The following is an 18,619-nucleotide window of genomic DNA, read 5'->3' as shown; positions in this document are numbered from 1 at the left end:
AAGGTTGGTAGTTGTAAGCGTTTACTTTAGATAGCCTTGGTACGCTCAGTCAGCCACTCAAGTGCTGCACCATCAACACGGTCTTTTAGCTCAGCATAGACTTGGCTGTGATAATCGTTGAGCCAGTCAATTTCTATTTGAGTTAATGAAGCAGGCTCGATCAGACGCGTATCAATTGGGCAGTAAGTAATGGTTTCAAAGTTTAAGAACTGACCAAATTCTGTCTCAGTAGGATTAGACACTGGTGTATTGATCACTAAGTTTTCGATACGAATACCCCACTTGCCTTCGCGGTATAGACCGGGCTCATTACTGGATATCATGCCTACTTTCATTGCGCGCTCTTTTGGTGTACTGGCACTATAAGCAATAACTTGCGGGCCTTCATGCACATTTAAGAAGTAACCAACGCCATGACCGGTACCGTGACCATAATCCATCTGTGCCTGCCATAATGGTGCACGGCAAATGGCATCGATTAATGGGGAAGCGATACCATCAGGGAAATGGGCTTTTGCTAGAGCAATATGCGCTTTTAACACAGTAGTAAAGTCACGTTTGTGCTCGCTGCTTACTTGTCCAATACCGACCACGCGCGTGATATCCGTGGTGCCGTTTTGGTACTGGGCACCTGAGTCAATCAATAACAATCCGCCCTCGCCTTCATTCACATCAAGGTAGCTGAATTTTTCTGGCGTCGCGCGGTAATGTGGCAATGCGCCGTTTTCATTAAAACCTGCAATCGTTGGAAAGCTTGGCGAGACATAATGCGGCTGCTGACTACGTACTTCGATAAGCATGCTATCGACATCAAGCTCACTTAAGCGCTCGCCGTCTGCTAGGCGCTGCTCAAATGTAGCAAAGAATTGACTTAATGCCGCGCCGTCTTGACGCATGGCTTCACGCACATGATCGATATCAGCATCAGATTTGACCGATTTGAGCAAAGTACTCGGCCCCATCTGTTCGATAAAGCCTATACCGTCGCCCATTTGGGATAGCGTACCTACTGCCACTTTGCTTGGGTCTAATAATAACAAGTCTTCTGGCGTCAGCGCACTCAATGCCTCCTGTACCGCGTTATAGTCAGCAAGCGTGATGCCGCTATCGCTAAGAGCTTTTTCAATATCAGCACTGACTTTATTATTATCAACAAACAGAGTCGCTTTATCAGCATCAATCAGCATATGCGCCAAAAAGACAGGGTTATAATCGACATCAGCGCCGCGTAAGTTGGTCAACCAAGCAATGTCATCTAAACTTGAAAGCAAATGATGGGTCGCGCCTGCATCCGCCATACCTGCACGCACAGCGGCAAGCTTTGAAGTGGCAGATTGCGCGACAAACTGCGCATCGTGTTGATATAAACTGGCTGTTGGTAGTGCTGGACGGTCGCTCCATATATCTGTCAATACATCACGCTCAGTGATTAAGGTAATATCATTGGCATCAAAAGCATCAAGCAGTCTATCTTGCTCAGCGATAGACAGCACATTGCCGTCAACAGCGACACTATCACCCTCCGCCAAATGTTCAGCAAGCCAGTCGATGTGATTTGGTTGACCAGGAGCCAACTTCTCTAAGCTAATGCCTGTACCTTCTAATTGGTCAGCAGCATGTACCCAATAGCGGCTATCGGTCCATAGTCCGGCGAAATCAGCGGTAACAACCAGCGTACCGACTGAGCCTGTAAATCCTGATAACCATAAACGCGCTTGCCAATATTCAGGCAAGTACTCAGATAAATGGGGATCTGCTGACGGCACGATAATCGCGGTGAGGTCTTGTGCCGCAATAACATCACGCAGGCTGGTAATACGCTGTTGAATTTCAGTTTTCGAAGTTACTTGTTGAGTAGACATAACGTCCCTTATTTTATATAAAAAATTTAGTATAAAAGCACGAGCATAGAGCTACATAAAACGCTGCATAAGTAGGAAAGACTCATCTCACTACAGTGCCGCATAATCGATACGTTCTCGATATATTGTTATTATAAACTGACATCATCAGCTGATTATTAGCGGGTGCTTATTAAGTTTGCTACAGATACAGCATAGCGCATATAACGATATGGGGATGATAACTGACTTATAAATACCTTTAACAGCAATACCTATTGAATCATGAACGAATGGTTAAAACGACGGATGACTCAAAATAAAAGAAGCTACTGTTTAGTAGCTTCTTTTATTTTATCACTTATCAAGCGACTGCTATAAATAGTGCTAATACTCTTTTGCTTATATTAGCCTTTACTTACATTCTTTGCTTACATCCTGATATTACTGCTGTTTTTAATCATATTGCTCATCGGTTTTGACAATGCTAATAAAATCAGCGCGGTCACTACTAAGAACATAGTCATAATAGAGAACAAATCGGGCAATCCTTCGATTTTATCAGCGGTGACATGGCTACCAAAGAAGGCGGCGACCAAGTTACCCATCGCAATAGATGCAAAGAACAACCCCATGATTTGACCCTGCATACCCTCAGGTGCCAAGCGTGTCATTGACGACATACCAACAGGGCTTAGTGCCAACTCACCTAGCGTTAATAAAAACAAACTGCCAACCAACCACAGTGGTGATGCCAAAGCACCAGGAGCGACCAAGATACTTTTTGAAGCCATAATCATTAGCCCAAAACCTGCAGCCGCTAACAACATACCGATAGCAAATTTCACCATACTGTTAGGCTCAAGACCTTTAGCACCGAGCTTCACCCATAAGATACTGATAATGGGCGCTAATAATAAAATAAATAAAGGATTTAACGACTGAAACCAGATACTTGGGATATTAAAACCCATGACTTCTAAATCAGTATAGCGATCAGCAAATAAGTTAAACGAGGTCGGCTGCTGATCAAAACTTGACCAAAACAAGGTCGAACCAATAATCAACAATAGACAGACCAGTAGGCGTTTTTTATCAGAGGAGCTCAACCGTGATGACATAAACATCACCGCAAAATATAGCAGCACTACAGCAGCAATGGTATAGGTCATATACTCGGCGACCAATATCGGATTAAAGGGCATCAAACCCGTGCTAATTAGCACGACCAATGCCACCAAAACACCAACAAAGCCTAGCACCCAGCGCCCTACGTTTTTGAAGCGGTCAGTCGCCTGTTCCCAGTCAGCGGTGATGTTTTTGGCACGTGCATAACGATTTAATGTCTTTCTGGCGGAAAAACGGTAAATCAGTAATGAAGCCAGCATACCCAACCCACCGACTCCAAACCCTGCATGCCACATGCCTTTTTCTCTAAACACTCCAACAATCAAGGCTGCCAATAGAGCGCCGATATTGATACCCATATAAAATAAGGTAAATCCTGCGTCACGGCGATTGTCTGATTCGGGATATAAAGCTCCGACCATGACCGTAATACAGGTCTTAAACAATCCTGACCCGATAACGATAAACATCAAACCGACAAAGAATAGCACCATGCCAAATACGGCTGACAAAGCAATGCATAAATGTCCAAGTGCAATAATAATACTGCCCCACCAAAGTGCCCGCTCTTGACCAAGCCAGTTGTCAGCCAACCAACCACCCGGTACTGCCGCCAAATATAATGAACCGGCAAAAATACCATAGATAGAGGAAGCTGTGGCTTCATCGAAGCCAAAACCGCCACTGCCAACCGTCGCCACCATGAAGAGTACTAATAATGGACGAATACTATAATAAGAAAAACGCTCCCACATCTCTGTGAAAAACAACGGGCTTAATGGTTTAGGATGCCCCATAAAGCCATTGTCCAATGCTTCTAATTCAGCAGTACTAGCGTTCGATTGTGAGTCTCTGCTCATAAATTTATTCCTGTAAAGACCACTGTAATGACGACAAACCCCTAATTATTCTGCTAAGCGGTCATTTAGGGGCAATATTGTTTCACTTGCCTATAATCAAGTAAAGAAAAAATGGTTCAATAATTACACAAATACCCATAAAAAAACCTGCGCTCAGATACCTAAGCGCAGGTTTTTATTTTTAGCTTATAAATCAAAGAATCGTCACAACATTTTTATCTAATCAATATGACAAGATAGATCGTCATTATAAGATACATGGCTATTTTTAAAAATTAAATAGCCGTGTATTTAAATACAAGCATCTAAATCACACTATATTAAATAGTGAGATTATTGTGCAGTCGCAGCTTTTTCAGTCGTACCAGCGTCTGCTTGTTCCGCTGCCAAGTCGGCATCAGCTACAGCTGCTTGGCTAACAGTGCCTTCAGCAGTAGCGGTACCAGCTTCGGCACTAACCACTGCACTGTCAGCATCTGCTGCTGGCGTTACTGCGGCATCTGCTGGAGGAGTAGCGGTCGTTGCTGCTGTATCCGTCTCTGCTACTGGCGCGGTAGCTGTTTGGGCTGGCGCAGCTTCTTTAGCAGTCGCTTCTGTTTCCGCAGCGGCCGATGCTTCGGTCGTCTCAACAGTGATATGCTCACCCGCTGGACGCAAGAAACCAGAAATACCAATCAATAGGACGATACCTAAAAATAAGGCAACACCGCCTAAAGCAAACAAGAACTCTTTTTTAGGGTTGTTTTCGACAATATGTTCTGACATACCTTATCCACCTTGCACAAAATATTTAAAATATTGATCTATTATATCGTAATTTATATCGATTTGTTAAAACCCTTAACTATTTAAAGGTTTTATTATCAAAAACTGCGATAGCCATGGTGTATTCGTTGGTTCATTAGTCAAGCACACGGGTTCGAGGCGTTGCGCGCTTGCCAAGATAGCTTAATAATAATAGAAGCGTAATGATGATTAAAATAGGATAATTACCAAAATTCATAAAGGGCGTGTTACCAACACGTGCTTGAATGTCACCACGTAATACCGTGCGCTCAAACTGTGGGGCACGTTTCACGATACGACCTTTGTGGTCAATAATAGCCGTAACACCCGTATTGGTCGCACGCATAAACCAGCGACCATTTTCAAGCGCGCGCATTTGCACCATTTGCAAATGCTGTAGCGGACCTGCTGACGTACCAAACCACGCATCGTTCGAGATGGTTAATAAAAAGTCAGTATTTATGGCATTCTTACGAGTAGTATCAGGATAAGCGACTTCATAGCATACTGCCGCGCCCAAATTATGACCGCGTACCCGCAGTGGCGATTGATTGTCACTACCGCGACTGTAGCTCATGATATCTTGGCTACCCGCTAGATTGGGTAGAATATCTAACATTCCTTCAAAGGGAATATACTCACCAAAGGGTACTAAGCGCTGCTTTTTATACAGTCCTTCGGCATCCGCGCCTAAAGCAATCACACTATTATAAAAGGGTGGGTATTTATCGGTCTTAGCATCAAAAGCCGCTTCATCCTTATAAGGAATGCCCGTCACCCAAGTGGTATTGGTCTCTTTCGCCATTTTTACCATTTCAGTGATAAAACCAACCGCTTCAGTTTGGAACATCGGAATCGATGACTCAGGCCATAAGACAATGTCACGTCCCCACTCGGTACTCGTCAGCGTGGCATAAATTTTTAGTGTTTCTATTTGATACTCGGTCAGCCACTTTAAATCTTGCGGAATATTGCCTTGGATTAATGACACCGACAAGTCAGGCGTACCTTTTGGTTTCGTCCATTGTGGATTTATCAACCATAATGCGCAACTAATCACCAGTAAGGCGATAGTAGGAATCATATAACCGCCGCGGCGACGGAGGAGCTCGACCAAACTTGCTGCCAATAATACAGCAACGAAAGAGACAGCAAACACACCAGCGACAGGCGCTAATGACGACAGCCAATACTGCTCAGTAAACGCATAGCCGACAAATAACCACGGGAAACCCGTAAACAACCAAGTTTTCATCCATTCTTGTAATACCCAAAGCGCTGCAAACGACAGCGGCTGCTTGCCGACCACCCGATTAAAAACCAGCGCTAAAAAGCCATGGAATACCCCCATGCCCAGACTCATCAGCGCAATCATAATCAGTGCTAGCCATACGGGCGTGTCGCCATAAACATGGATAGAGGTATAAAGCCAAAATGCCCCCACGCACCATAATCCAGTGCCATAAGCCTGACCAATGACAAACGCTCGCTTGCCGCTCATCTGCGGCATTAATAGGGCGTATAAAATAGCAGGCGACACCAAGGCGACTGGCCAAAAACCATACGGTGCGAGCGCAAAGATAAATACCGCCCCTGCCAGCAACGCAATCAATATAGTCAGCACCATAGGTAAGCCCTTTGGCTTATCGGGGTTCAGACGTTTTTGCAAATCAACAGTAGACAGACGCATAGCAGTTATCCAAAACCTTATTATTCAATAATTTAAAACTTAAATGTTGACCCTGAGAGATTCAGTTAGGGCTTAATTGATAGCCATCCATATGACAATAAAGACAGCGCTCAAAATTAAACCTGCTCATGATACCAGTCTGTACCCTTCAATGGGTAAATTTGCGTTGCAAAACACCCGTTTTAAAAGTAAAAAAACACGATCGCAATCGTGTTTTTTTCTGTGCTTAAGCTTTGATTCATCTGTGGTCAATAAACCGATGTCCATTTGCAACGTCACTGTTATAACGTCAATGATAAATGAACGGCAGATCAGTGATCAATTAATGGCTACCTATCAATATCTGCTGGTTGGCATTTATTTTGGTCAGCTCCAAGTTTTGAATAAAGCGTCCTTCGACATCAGTAATGGTGATTTGCCAATCATCTATCACCACGCTTTCACCCTCTAAATCACCAACGTAGCCAAGTGCGTGCATGACCAAACCGCCCATCGTATCGACATCGGTATCATCAAAGCGACTGCCAAGCTCATCATTACAGTCTTCAATCATAGTCGACGCTTGCACGCGCCACGTATTTGGCTTTTCAGGGTCAGCGACGATATTATTGATATCACTGTCTTCATCGAAGTCATCATGTTCATCAACGATATCACCAACAATTTCTTCGAGTAAATCCTCCATGGTCACCACACCGCCAAAGTTACCAAACTCATCGACGACAATCGCCATATGCACTTGGGTGCGCTGCAATGAGCGTAGCAAAGTATCAGAGCGTGCCGTCTCACTGATATACAGTGGCTGACGCACAAGGTCTCTTAAACGCTTGCTATCGATTTTGTCTTCTTGGTTTCGCACCATGTGCACGAGGATGGGAATCAAATCTTTCGCCAATAAGATACCGATAACCGCGTCATCATCTTGGCTATCGAATACCGGATAGCGAGAGTGCGTGGTCTCAAGAATGATGTCCATCACTTCAGCAAGACCAGTACTTTCGTGCAGCCCAATAACTTGCGGGCGTGGGGTCATGATTTCACGAACTTGGGTCGCAGGCAGATCTAACACACCTTCGAGCATATCCACGGTATCAGGCTCTAGGAATTGACGCGAATCCTGTACCAAACGAATCAGTTCATCACGGGTTTCGGGGGCGGTCGATAGCCAGCGTTTTAAGCCGCGCATCGACCAACTACTCGGGCTGGGAGTGTCGTCAGACATGGTAATGTGATTTAACCTCTTTAGTTAATAGCAATAGTTACTGTCATTTAAAATCATAAAAAAAGTAAATGGGGATTAAATAATAAATATAAATAGACCAGTTTAACGTGTCTCACTTTAGCGCAAGGCTTACTGACATTCAACGACAAATTCACGCAAATTGTATTGTCAGTGTGTTATAAACTTTGCTATGGTCAAAGCCTTTATACATCAATAACAAACACTATGTCACTACGCTCGTTTTTCTCTCGCCTGCTTATGCCGCTCTCAAACAGCCATCGCTCAGAGAATGGTGCAGCTTATAGCAACCCGCAAAAACTGACATGGCGACATTACATTGTGCAGTTTTTAATCGTTACTACGTTGTTGCTATCCGCTATTTGGCTATTAATGGCGCTTTGGTATCAATTTGGCGTGCGCTCGTTCATAACGTGGCTGGCAACTATCGTCATTGTTGGCGTACTAGCAACCCTGCTTGGTAGCCGCTATTGGCCAAAAACCGCTAAACGTTTGAATCATCAGCAATTGACCAGTCAATCAATCACTAACGCCCAAAACACAAGCAGAAAAACAGCAAGCAAATGGTTAATGGGTTTATACGCGGCTATTTGGTTTGTCGGTCTTGGCTGGTTTATGTCTATCGAGCCCGAGCAAGATCGCGACTGGATGCCTGAGGTCAGTCAACGGGTTACTTATGAGCGCGATGCCATTAATCCTGACTTAGTGACGTTAACCAATGTACGTAACTTTGACTGGCATACTGACAAGGAAGCGACTGAGCATTGGGACACGCGCACCATTGATATGTCGAAATTATCTGGCATCGATGTCACCAACTCTTATTGGATGGGTCCACTGATTGCCCATACCTTGGTCAGTTTTCGCTTTGAAGATGATAGACCGCTCGCCTTCTCGTTTGAGATTCGTAAAGAAAATGGCGAATCGTTTTCGGCACTGGCAGGGTTTTTTAGACGTTTCGAATTAAGCCTAATTGCCGCAGAAGAGCGCGATATTATCTACACGCGTACTAATGCGCGCGGTGAGCAAGTTTATCTGTTTCCGGTCAGCAACCTACAGCAGCATGAGGTCAAATCGTTATTCGAGTCTTATTTAACGGCTGCCGATGAATTGAATGCCAAGCCAGCTTGGTACAATACGTTAATGAGCAACTGTACCAATATTATTTTTTATATGGCACGTATTGTCAGTGGCGATCGTTTGCCGTGGGATTATCGAATTTGGGTATCTGGTTGGCTGCCAAACTACCTATACGATGTTGGCATGCTAGACGCCAATCCCCAATTAAATGAAGCACAGCAAAACAGACAGCCTTGGTCAATGGACACGTGGTACGAGCGTACTCATATCAACTCAAAGGTTCGCGGCTTTGATAATCAAGCAGGAAACAGCGTCACAAATAGCCGCGAATTCTCTGAGCAGATTCGTCAAGGTATTCCTATTCCACCATTGGCTGATTCGCAAGCGGCTGCCGAGACAAAAGCCAAATCTGTGGCTCATGCTGCTGGCGAATAGTATTGCGGTGGCATTAAGTTAAATAGTATCGACCATCAAAGCGTAGTTATTCGATTTTTAATAAATTCAACTACCACCAGATGGCCAACAAGCTCGGTCAATTCAGTTTCTATGCGTTGGCGCTCAGTTTCATCAGGTGTTTTACGATAAATACTAACATGAATAGTATTGGTCATTGGACTAAAGCCAATACCTTGAGTATCTGGATAACGCTTTAATATCTCAGGCCAAGCTTTTTCTTGTAAGGCAAAAATTTGCTTATGCGTTTTATCACTATTGGCTTGAATATAAATAGGCAATGAATAATTTTTAAACTCCTGTTGCTTAAAGTGATAGACGTATTTTGACGGTACGGCTTTAACTGTATTTAGTGTCGTCACCTTGATGGCAAACTCATTTGGGTCAGTATTTTCATAATAAATTGCCGCCACTGCTTCGCCTAAGTACCCTGCAATCGCTTCAAGCAGCGGTGAGCTAATCCCTTGCAATAACAATCGACGCTGCGCCTCTTCAATAGAAACGTTAAAATCTTGCGCATAAAACCAAGGAGCCGCATTTCTTTCTGCATCGGATAAAATATTAAAATAATAATTAGGCAACGGCTCGTCTTAATATTTCTTATCTGCCAGCGCTTCTATTTCCTGCCAATCTACAGTCATTGTCTCCACAGGTTTCGCAGCTGACCTATCAGGTATCACAGAAGCTGAAACAGTCTTTGAAGGCATGGTTTGAATTGTATCAACACTACTTTTGGACAAAGGAGCGCTATTTGAGCAGCCGTTTAATAAAAGAGCAGCAGCTAATACGAGACTGCCTTTTAAGTAGCTTATTGCTAAATAACTTTGATTCATATCCTCATCCTTGGATAATAAAACTTTATTCAAATAAACAATAAGCTAAGGCTTGACCCAATTCACTACCCTCGTTTCCATCTCTTCATCAGACATACCAGTTTCAGAAACACAGCGCCCTGCTACGCCAACATTGGCGGCGCGCATTTGTTGCTGCGTTGCCACCGCATCCCCAGTCAATAATAAATGCCAACTTGGCAAACCTTGCCCTTTATATAAGCGCTTATAGGCACAGTGCGATGGCAGCCACATCATGTGCGGCAGATTTTCTATGGTCAATTGGATGCAATCGGGCACGTGTTCTTGACGCGTGGCGTAATGCTGGCAATAGCCCGTCGCACAATCCATTAGCTGGCAAGTCACATCGGTATACTCGACCATTTCTGCTTCATGATTATTGTCATCGCTGACGTTCTCATCATCGATATATTTAATGAGACAACAACTGCCACAGCCATCACACACTGCTTCCCATTCGCTATGGTTTAATTCTGACAGCGTAAAGCGTGACCAAAACTGCGGACGTAGGATTGCAGTTGATTCATTGCCATGATCGCTGTCAATACTACTGGCAGGAAATAGACTCACGATTGGTTCTGACGCTGATTTTGAACCTGCTTTCGCCTGCTGAATGGAGTCAGCGTCTAAGTTGGCAGCAGATTGATTTAACAAGTTGATAATCATAAAGTTGCCGTAGCATTTTGATAAAGAGCGTTACAGTATTATAGCTGTTTTTGACTAGATTGGGCGTTAAGGTAGTACGAGTAAGTAAAAGGATTGAGCAAAGATAGGGATAAATCCTGTTCATAACATCATATTCATTACATAAAAAAGGATAACAACATGTCAATTAAGACTTTTGAATTAATCAGTACCACTAAAAATAACGTCGAGCTTATCAGCTATGTTGCGCTACCAGAAGATGCCTCAGATGATCATCCGGTAGCAGGTATTTTGGTCGCGCCAGAATGGTGGGGCGTGGTCGAGCATCCAAAATCAGTGGTTGAGCGCTTGGCAGAAGCCGGTTATGCCGCCGTGGCGATGGACGTCTATGGTGAAGGCAAACTCACTACCGATGCCGCTCAAGCCAATATGTGGATGGAGCAAGTACTTGCCGATCAAGACATGCTGATGGCACGCTGCCGGTTGATTCTTAATGACTTCAGCGACCAGATGGCGGTTGATGGCGATAATCTAGGCGCTATTGGCTTTTGCTTCGGTGGCAAAGTTGTCCTTGATATGGCACGCGAAGGCATGCCATTAAAAGCAGTCGCTACTTTCCATGGTAATCCATCACCCAAGCAACCAGCCGATAAAAACTTCAAAGCCAAAGTATTGGTTGCTCATGGTCGTGATGATTCAATGGTCTCAATGGAGGCGATAGAGGGCTTAAAATCAGAACTAGATGCCGCCGATGTTGATTACACCATCGATGTCTATGACAACGCCAAGCATGGTTTCACCAATCCACATGCCGATGAACGCGCAGCCAAAAATGGGGTGGATTTGGGCTATAACGAAGCCGCTGCCAAGCAAAGCTGGGAAAATATGCTTGAGTTTATGAAAACCAACTTAGCATAAACCTCTGCAAAACATGCCTTATAAAAGATAATTAAAAAAGGGCCGCTTAATAGATAAGTGGCCCTTTTTATTTATCTTATCGATTCCTATCTGAATGACTTATCTTGTACTTCTGAGTAAATCGCGTCATTATCACTTTACTATTGAGTGAATTGAGTGACGAGGATGCTATATCTATTAATAAACCCGTTGGGTTGGCTGGCTTTTACCATTTTATTAATTATCGTTGTCGTGCTCTATGTGAAAATAACTAGGCAAATTGAGCAGCTGCGCCATGACATGAAAGAGCTGCAAGCTGAGCTTGAGAAGCATAAAGATAGCGTGAATATAGCATCACTTTCTCATTCTGCTCATATAAATGCTACTCAAGAGAGTCGTTCTGAATCAGCAGCGCCATCAACGGTAGAATTGGCTCCATCCGCTGTTATTATTTCTGAACCTACAGAGAAGCTGCAATCACAACCAACACCTCCTCCAGAACTGCCAAAACTAGCAGAATCAGTATTATCAAAACCACAAATCTCTACCTCAGCGATAGAGCCTGACGAACGCTCCACCCCTATCGTTACCTCATTAATTCACTCTGTTAAAAACTGGTTTTTTGGCGGTAACTTGGTGGTCCGTGTTGGGGTATTGGTATTGCTCATCGGTGTGGTGTTATTACTACGCTTATTAAGCGACTATATTGAAATTCCGATTGCCTTGAAACTTATGAGCATCGGTATCATTGGCTTAGGGCTGGCGGCGTTAGGATTAAAACTAGCCAAAAATCGTTTTGCTTATGGCATCACTCTGCAAGGCGCAGGCTTGGCGATTGCTTATTTAACAACCTTTTTTGCTTATAGTGTCTATCAAGTACTGGCGAGTGTGCCGAGCTTTATTGGACTTGGCATATTATCAGCCATCACTATTGGCTTGGCCGTACGCCAAAACGCTTTACCGTTGGCACTGTTGGCACTTTCTGGTGGTTTCTTTGCGCCGATATTGACCAACAGCGATATCGGTAATTTAGTGACATTATTTAGCTACTATCTACTATTGAACGTAACGATTGCCGTCATTGCGCATTACCGTACTTGGAAAATGCTTAATCTGCTCGGCGTGGTGGTCACTTTTGGACTGGCATACTATTGGGGTGCAACGGAAAACTTAAGCGCTGTTATTGAGGCGCAGCGCTGGTCATTGGTGTCGCTGGTCGCCCTGCACGTATTGCTGTATTTATTTGTCGTCATTCGCTATGCGCAACAAATCATTGCCTATAACGCCCTTAATGAAGAAGGTCTTACTCGTGCAGACAGTGTACATAACATAAATACCGTAGATAAGGCTCACAGAGCAAACAACCTCTATATATTTCCTATTGATACCGGTTTATTGTTTTCAGTACCGATATTGGCCTTTGGTTTATTTGCTGCGCTATTAGAGGGTATTTCTAACGCTTTGACCATTACCAGTGCTGTTTTAGCGGTGATTTATTTGAGCATTGGTTGGCTTTTTATCCGGCGTAGTCAGCGTTATGCCTTAATCACTGAGGGCATGCTAGCGTTAGGGTTTGGCTTTTTAGCCTTGGTGATTCCACTGGCATTCGATGCTGAATGGATTGCTTTTGGCTGGTCAGTACAAGGACTGGCCTTGGTATGGTTTGGACGGCGCTCGCTACGTGCATGGTCAGTACTATTTGGATTGTTATTACAGCTACTTAGTATCGCCATGCTGCTGATAAATGTATTCTTTACTATCAAAGATTATCCAACGCTAGCCTTGACGATTTCGGCTCTCAGCTATCTAGCAACGATGTTTATTTTACGCGCCAGCAACTCGCCTGCCGCTTTAGATAACAGTCTAAACCGCGTTTCACAGCAAAATACAACTGCAGCTTCAATGTCTGACTCAACAACAACCGTCGCTCAATCGCTAGGTATTAGTAGCCAAGCCGCTCAGCAATGGCTGACCAGTATTAATAGCCAAAGCATGGTGTTTAAGGTGATGTGGCGCAGTCCAATTTTGATACGCTTTTTAACCTTTACTGCAATAGGCTGGTTGCTGTATGTATTGGTCATCGATTTTGACCAATGGTTTGTAAGCTGGCAATTGGCAACAACAGCACTGCTAGGGTTGGCGATGTTAACCAGCCTTGTCATTTATCAGGCAATTAATCACTATCATTCGTGGCGCGAGATTAGGCAGTTTAGTCATGGTTTATTGCTGCTATTTTATGCGATGCTGATATTTCAACTGCCGCAAAAATATGAGTTTAGCTATCAATGGACAACCTTTCATTGGCCGATATTTATCACGTTACTCATAGGCTGGTTGGTGATTGGGCAATTGTGGTTAAGAACATGGCATAAAGAAGCGGAATTGAATGACTACGATAGCGCGAGCTGGCTTGGGGCGGGAATCATCCTATTGGCAGAAGCTATGCATTATGGCTTGCCCGATTCAAAAGGCGTAATGACTATTTTAGTTCCGGTTGCGCTGATGTTGGCTGGATTATGGTGGACACAGCGTCATGCTATGGGTCAATACCATGATAAGCAGTCACACCTGCAACCAGACTCGCAATCAAAAGCAACAACTTCAGCGCTTACGCCTTATTGGTTTGATTGGCATCAAGCACTGTTAGACAGTGCCAAAATCTTTGTACCTATGACTTTAGGCTGGGCTGTTTTTACCAACTTCACTTACGATGGCGTGATTTGGGGACTGCCCTATTTTCCCTTATTTAACTTATATGATGTGACGTTATGGTTGGTGGTATTTTACGGCTTGGGCGTTTATTTGCTCCGTCAGACACATGGGATGCAATCGAGAAACCTATTAAGTGCCATTCCTAAAAACGATATGCTATTAATTGTCTTAGCGCTGATTGGCCTTTGGATAGGCTCTAGTATGTTAGTCAGAACATTACATGCATTTATTGGCACGCCGCTATGGACTGGCGGTTTATACGACGTTACAGGAGGCGCTTGGAATAGCGGGCAAGTACAGACGGGACTAACTATCTTATGGACGCTCATTGCCTTGGTCGCCACTATTATTGCTAGCCGCTATGGGCAGCGTACGCTATGGTTTATGGGTATTGGCTTATTGGGTATTGTGGTTTTAAAATTGGTCTTGGTTGATTTATCGCAAACCGAGGCAATTTGGCGAGTAATTTCCTTCCTTGGCGCGGGTAGCTTAATCTTAGTCATTGGTTATTTAGCACCATTACCGCCAGCGCGCGAGGACTTAGCAGGCGTATCTAAATGATAGTATGCTCTGAGCATTAAATGAAATGTTAACGTGAGCACTTTTAGCATCATTACTTTTTAGCGTCATTACTTTGCTTATGTAGTAAACTGGACGCCATTAAAAAGTAAATGACGATCGTCTTACTTTTAGCATTTTTTATAAAAGGTTATAAAAGCAGATGGATAAGAGAGCAAGTATTCAGTGGTTCCCTGGGCATATGAACAAAGCCCGTAACGAAATCAAAGAAATCATGCCGCAAATGGACGTCGTCATTGAAGTGATTGACGCGCGTATTCCTTATAGTAGCGAAAACCCCATGGTTGCGGCATTACGCGGCGAAAAACCGGTCATCAAAATTTTAAATAAAGCTGACCTCGCCGATCCTGAATTGACCAAAGCGTGGATGGAATATCTTGAGCAACAAGATGGCGTTAAAGCCATCGCTTGCGACAATAATAAAGCCGATGACGTCAAGCGTATCATCGCAATCTGTAAACACCTCGTGCCCAATAAAGTTGGCACCGGTCGTCAAATTAAAGCCATGATAATGGGTATTCCAAACGTCGGTAAATCGACTCTGATTAATACCTTGGCTGGACGCGCGGTGGCAAGAACCGGTGACGAGCCCGCTGTAACCAAGTCGCAGCAGCTGATTAAACTTGACGATGACATTATGCTCTATGACACCCCTGGTATGCTATGGCCAAAGGTTGAAAACGAAAATTCTGGCTATCGCTTGGCAGCGACCGGCGGTATTCGTGATACAGCTTTTGACTTCGCTGATGTGGCCAGCTATACGGCTGAGTATTTATTAGAGGCTTATCCTGAGCTGCTAAAGAGTCGCTATAAAATTGACGAGCTGCCTAAGACCGATTGGGAGTTTTTTGAAATAGCTGGACGTAATCGCGGCTGTGTACGCGCGGGCAATCAAGTCGACACTTACCGCATGTCTGAGATTTTGATTAACGAGCTACGTAGTGGCAAGCTTGGCGATATTACGTTAGAGACGCCAGCAATGACCGAAGCTGAAGAGCTGGTCGTCGCCGAACAACGCATCGCTGCAGAAGAGAAAAGAATCGCTAAAGAAGAAGAAAAACGTTTACGTCGTTTGAAAACGCGGAAGAATCGGAAGTAGACATTCACTAACCTAGCTCGTAGGTGCGCCTAGCGCACCTTTTATATTTTTATTACTTACCTTTAACTGATTTAAAAATCCACTCAAACTTTACTTAGCAAACAATGCAGTCAATTACCATTTTATCCTATGATGCTGATAACGAAGCTCACCTACTATTGTCTTGTATCAATCGTATTACACCCCATAAACACTGTTAGTCCCAAACGTTATATATCCCTGTTCAATTTACAAGGAATACTCTTGCCTACTCAATTTTCTCAGTCATTAACTTCTCTGGATTCATTCGCTCCCCGCCTTCTCGATTGGTTCGCTGAAAACGGTCGCCACGATTTACCTTGGCAACAGCACCAAACCGATACGCCTAATCCTTATATCGTTTGGCTATCCGAAGTCATGCTACAGCAAACGCAAGTGACCACTGTGTTACCCTACTTTGCCCGTTTTATGGAATCCTTTCCGACGGTGCAAGATTTAGCCGCAGCAGAATGGGATACGGTGGCGGAGCACTGGGCGGGGCTTGGCTATTATGCGCGGGCGCGTAATTTGCATAAAGGCGCGAAGCAGTTGGTTGAGGTTATCAATGAAACGGGCGACTTTCCGCAGACACTAGCAGGTTGGGAAGCCATATTTGGCGTTGGGCCTTCGACCGCTGGGGCGATTGTGGCAATGGGGCTACATCGTTATGGCGTCATCTGTGATGGTAATGTCAAACGTGTCCTCACCCGCTGGGCCGCCATTGATAGTGATATTACTAAGTCGGGGACGACTAAAGAGCTGTGGGCATTAGCGGAGCGTTTAACACCTAGAGAGAGCTCAGGGCTGTTCGCGCAAGCCATGATGGATATGGGCGCGACTTTATGCACCCGTAGCAAGCCTGCCTGCCTATTATGTCCACTGCAAAATGATTGTATTGCCCATGCGCAGGGTCGCGAAACCGATTATCCAGTCAAGGCCAAAAAACAGCCCAAACCCAGTAAATTTAGTAATGCATTGCTTATTACAAACGAAAATGGCGAGATACTTTGGCTACAGCGCCCTGATAATGGTATTTGGGGCGGACTATGGAGTTTGCCATTAGAGTTTATAAAGAAAATTGAGGGTAAAGGTAGTAGCAAGACGAGTGCTAAAGAATCACAAACTAAAGATGATACGAAATTAGAAGTTGCTAGTAATGAAAAAGTCTACGAAGCAGAATTTACCACGGCTGAGCAGATTATCAATGAGTGGCTAGACAAAAATGAATTAATAAGAAAATCGGTTAACAAAACCTTATTGGACGATGCACCGATTAAGCATTCACTCACCCATTTTCATTGGTATTTGACACCGCAGTCATTAACTTTAAATGCTAAGCAAGCGACTGATATAACCGAAGCCTTACAAGCAGCAGAGATTAATATTAATTGGTTAAATGCTAATGATGCGCAGGCAACTCTTGGATTGCCACGAGCAATGGTTAAAATTTTGGAATAATGAGTGAATTCAACTAAATGGCATTAAATAAAAAGCGACCCAGAATAATTCTAAGTCGCTTTTTATTTAATGCTCATAAATATATGGATAGCTAGGACTTGGGCACACGCAACCGCATCAAACCTTCTTGTTGTACCGTCGCTACCAATCGACCATCTTGCCAAAACTGCCCATGGTTTAAGCCTTTGGCATTAGAAGTGGTATCACTCCACATGTCATATAGTAGCCAATTATTCAAATCAAACTCACGATGGAAATGCATCGAATGGTCAATACTGGCCGCTTGCAGCCCACTGGTCATAAAGCTGACACCGTGTGACATCAGCCCAGTACCCACTAAATAAAAGTCAGACGAAAACGCAAGCAGTGCCTGCTGAATGGCCACTGGCTGCTTGCCCAGTTCGCGAATACGCAGCCAGTTTGCTTGTTTCGGTTTCATCGGTTCTGGATGGATAGGATCACGCGGCTTAATCGGCTTAATCTCGACATGACGGTGACGCATAAAGCGCGCTTTCAGGGCTTCTGGGACTTTACCCACATACTCTTCTTTTAAATCCTGCTCGGCAAGCAAATCCTCTGGCGGCGGATAAACGGGCATGTCTTCTTGATATTCTAACCCCTCTTCCATCGGTGAGAACGAGGCAATCATCGAAAATATCACTTGCTCGACAGGCGCTTTACCGCGCACTTCTTTATACTGAATCGCGGTTACTTCACGCGCAGACAAACTGCGACCATCACGCAGGCGGCGCACTTTATAAATAACCGGCTGATTGATATCGCCACCGCGCAAAAAATAACCGTGCAGTGAATGACAAGGTTTGTCTTTATCTAGTGTATGCGCCGCTGCCATAATCGCTTGCGCAAGTACTTGCCCACCAAAAATACGACTGCCAACATAATCGTGGCTTTTACCTTCAAAAACATCAGGGCTGACTTCAATAAGCGCGACGGTAGCCAACAGCTCATCTATCAGTTGCGAATAATCAGACATGACGATACGTTTCCTTATTTTTATCAATAACGCTCAATGCCAAAGCCTATCAACACGATATAACTTAAGCTAATACAGCATTTTAATTTAAAATAATATGAAATGGCTTGCAGTAACCCCACAAGATAACGCTTAGGATAAGCCATAAACAACCAATAAAACGATTGTTAAGAACTCATTATAAAGCGAAAAGCCAATCATCTTAATGAATATTAACAGCTTTGACTAAGCAGTCGCCGCTGAACGCTAAGCATCAAGTAACTATGTATCAAATAACTATCTAGGATA

At 44.0% G+C, this 18,619-nt stretch carries 14 protein-coding genes; 5 read left to right on the top strand and 9 right to left on the bottom strand.

Going from position 1 to position 18,619, the window contains the following annotated elements:
• Positions 1-26: 26 nt before the first annotated feature.
• The 5 genes from FQ084_RS11965 to FQ084_RS11945 form a co-directional block, all read right to left on the bottom strand.
• Positions 27-1,862 (bottom strand): aminopeptidase P family protein, encoded by a 1,836-nt coding sequence (locus tag FQ084_RS11965; protein WP_188032964.1) that lies wholly within the window; start codon positions 1,860-1,862, stop codon positions 27-29.
• A 410-nt stretch (positions 1,863-2,272) separates the two neighbouring features.
• Positions 2,273-3,829 carry a peptide MFS transporter gene (locus FQ084_RS11960; RefSeq protein WP_149490859.1) on the bottom strand — a complete coding sequence of 519 codons (1,557 nt, stop codon included), beginning with the start codon at positions 3,827-3,829 and terminating at the stop codon, positions 2,273-2,275.
• A gap of 333 nt (positions 3,830-4,162) precedes the next feature.
• Positions 4,163-4,594 carry a hypothetical protein gene (locus FQ084_RS11955; RefSeq protein ID WP_149490858.1) on the bottom strand — a complete coding sequence of 144 codons (432 nt, stop codon included), beginning with the start codon at positions 4,592-4,594 and terminating at the stop codon, positions 4,163-4,165.
• 136 nt (positions 4,595-4,730) lie between these two features.
• Positions 4,731-6,305, bottom strand: a complete 1,575-nt coding sequence (lnt, locus tag FQ084_RS11950; protein ID WP_149490857.1) for an apolipoprotein N-acyltransferase — start codon at positions 6,303-6,305, stop codon at positions 4,731-4,733.
• Positions 6,306-6,627: 322 nt separating this feature from the next.
• Positions 6,628-7,527 (bottom strand): transporter associated domain-containing protein, encoded by a 900-nt coding sequence (locus FQ084_RS11945; protein WP_149490856.1) that lies wholly within the window; start codon positions 7,525-7,527, stop codon positions 6,628-6,630.
• Positions 7,528-7,752: 225 nt separating this feature from the next.
• On the opposite strand from FQ084_RS11945, the gene FQ084_RS11940 reads away from it, so the two are divergent.
• Positions 7,753-9,060: a DUF4105 domain-containing protein gene (locus FQ084_RS11940; protein ID WP_149490855.1), complete on the top strand. Its 1,308-nt coding sequence runs from the start codon at positions 7,753-7,755 to the stop codon at positions 9,058-9,060.
• 35 nt (positions 9,061-9,095) lie between these two features.
• On the opposite strand, the gene FQ084_RS11935 is transcribed toward FQ084_RS11940, so the two are convergent.
• The 3 genes from FQ084_RS11935 to FQ084_RS11925 are packed head-to-tail and all read right to left on the bottom strand — an operon-like array spanning position 9,096 to position 10,475.
• Positions 9,096-9,659 carry a hypothetical protein gene (locus FQ084_RS11935; protein ID WP_149490854.1) on the bottom strand — a complete coding sequence of 188 codons (564 nt, stop codon included), beginning with the start codon at positions 9,657-9,659 and terminating at the stop codon, positions 9,096-9,098.
• Positions 9,660-9,668: 9 nt separating this feature from the next.
• Positions 9,669-9,911: a hypothetical protein gene (locus FQ084_RS11930; RefSeq protein ID WP_149490853.1), complete on the bottom strand. Its 243-nt coding sequence runs from the start codon at positions 9,909-9,911 to the stop codon at positions 9,669-9,671.
• Positions 9,912-9,956: 45 nt separating this feature from the next.
• Positions 9,957-10,475 (bottom strand): YcgN family cysteine cluster protein, encoded by a 519-nt coding sequence (locus FQ084_RS11925; RefSeq protein ID WP_262880772.1) that lies wholly within the window; start codon positions 10,473-10,475, stop codon positions 9,957-9,959.
• Positions 10,476-10,754: 279 nt separating this feature from the next.
• On the opposite strand from FQ084_RS11925, the gene FQ084_RS11920 reads away from it, so the two are divergent.
• From FQ084_RS11920 to mutY, 4 genes are all read left to right on the top strand, one after another.
• Complete coding sequence (locus FQ084_RS11920; protein ID WP_149490851.1) at positions 10,755-11,492, top strand: dienelactone hydrolase family protein; 738 nt, start codon at positions 10,755-10,757, stop codon at positions 11,490-11,492.
• Positions 11,493-11,657: 165 nt separating this feature from the next.
• Positions 11,658-14,744: a DUF2339 domain-containing protein gene (locus tag FQ084_RS11915; protein ID WP_149490850.1), complete on the top strand. Its 3,087-nt coding sequence runs from the start codon at positions 11,658-11,660 to the stop codon at positions 14,742-14,744.
• A gap of 160 nt (positions 14,745-14,904) precedes the next feature.
• Complete coding sequence (gene ylqF / locus FQ084_RS11910; protein WP_149490849.1) at positions 14,905-15,861, top strand: ribosome biogenesis GTPase YlqF; 957 nt, start codon at positions 14,905-14,907, stop codon at positions 15,859-15,861.
• Positions 15,862-16,104: 243 nt separating this feature from the next.
• Positions 16,105-17,337, top strand: a complete 1,233-nt coding sequence (mutY, locus tag FQ084_RS11905) for an A/G-specific adenine glycosylase (protein WP_262880768.1) — start codon at positions 16,105-16,107, stop codon at positions 17,335-17,337.
• Positions 17,338-17,428: 91 nt separating this feature from the next.
• Here the strand turns inward: mutY and FQ084_RS11900 are convergent, their stop codons facing one another.
• Positions 17,429-18,331 (bottom strand): acyl-CoA thioesterase, encoded by a 903-nt coding sequence (locus FQ084_RS11900; protein WP_149490847.1) that lies wholly within the window; start codon positions 18,329-18,331, stop codon positions 17,429-17,431.
• Positions 18,332-18,619 lie beyond the last annotated feature (288 nt).

Origin of the sequence: Psychrobacter sp. ANT_WB68 (assembly GCF_008369115.1) — a bacterium.
Lineage (GTDB): Bacteria > Pseudomonadota > Gammaproteobacteria > Pseudomonadales > Moraxellaceae > Psychrobacter.
This window is presented reverse-complemented; position numbering and strand designations above follow the sequence as displayed.

Coding starts and splice junctions, on each gene's coding strand:
- FQ084_RS11960 (WP_149490859.1), bottom strand. CDS start 3,829: ATGAGCAGAGACTCACAATCGAACGCTAGTACTGCTGAATTAGAAGCA.
- FQ084_RS11945 (WP_149490856.1), bottom strand. CDS start 7,527: ATGTCTGACGACACTCCCAGCCCGAGTAGTTGGTCGATGCGCGGCTTA.
- FQ084_RS11900 (WP_149490847.1), bottom strand. CDS start 18,331: ATGTCTGATTATTCGCAACTGATAGATGAGCTGTTGGCTACCGTCGCG.
- FQ084_RS11940 (WP_149490855.1), top strand. CDS start 7,753: ATGTCACTACGCTCGTTTTTCTCTCGCCTGCTTATGCCGCTCTCAAAC.
- FQ084_RS11955 (WP_149490858.1), bottom strand. CDS start 4,594: ATGTCAGAACATATTGTCGAAAACAACCCTAAAAAAGAGTTCTTGTTT.
- lnt (WP_149490857.1), bottom strand. CDS start 6,305: ATGCGTCTGTCTACTGTTGATTTGCAAAAACGTCTGAACCCCGATAAG.
- FQ084_RS11965 (WP_188032964.1), bottom strand. CDS start 1,862: ATGTCTACTCAACAAGTAACTTCGAAAACTGAAATTCAACAGCGTATT.
- FQ084_RS11915 (WP_149490850.1), top strand. CDS start 11,658: ATGCTATATCTATTAATAAACCCGTTGGGTTGGCTGGCTTTTACCATT.
- ylqF (WP_149490849.1), top strand. CDS start 14,905: ATGGATAAGAGAGCAAGTATTCAGTGGTTCCCTGGGCATATGAACAAA.
- FQ084_RS11930 (WP_149490853.1), bottom strand. CDS start 9,911: ATGAATCAAAGTTATTTAGCAATAAGCTACTTAAAAGGCAGTCTCGTA.
- FQ084_RS11920 (WP_149490851.1), top strand. CDS start 10,755: ATGTCAATTAAGACTTTTGAATTAATCAGTACCACTAAAAATAACGTC.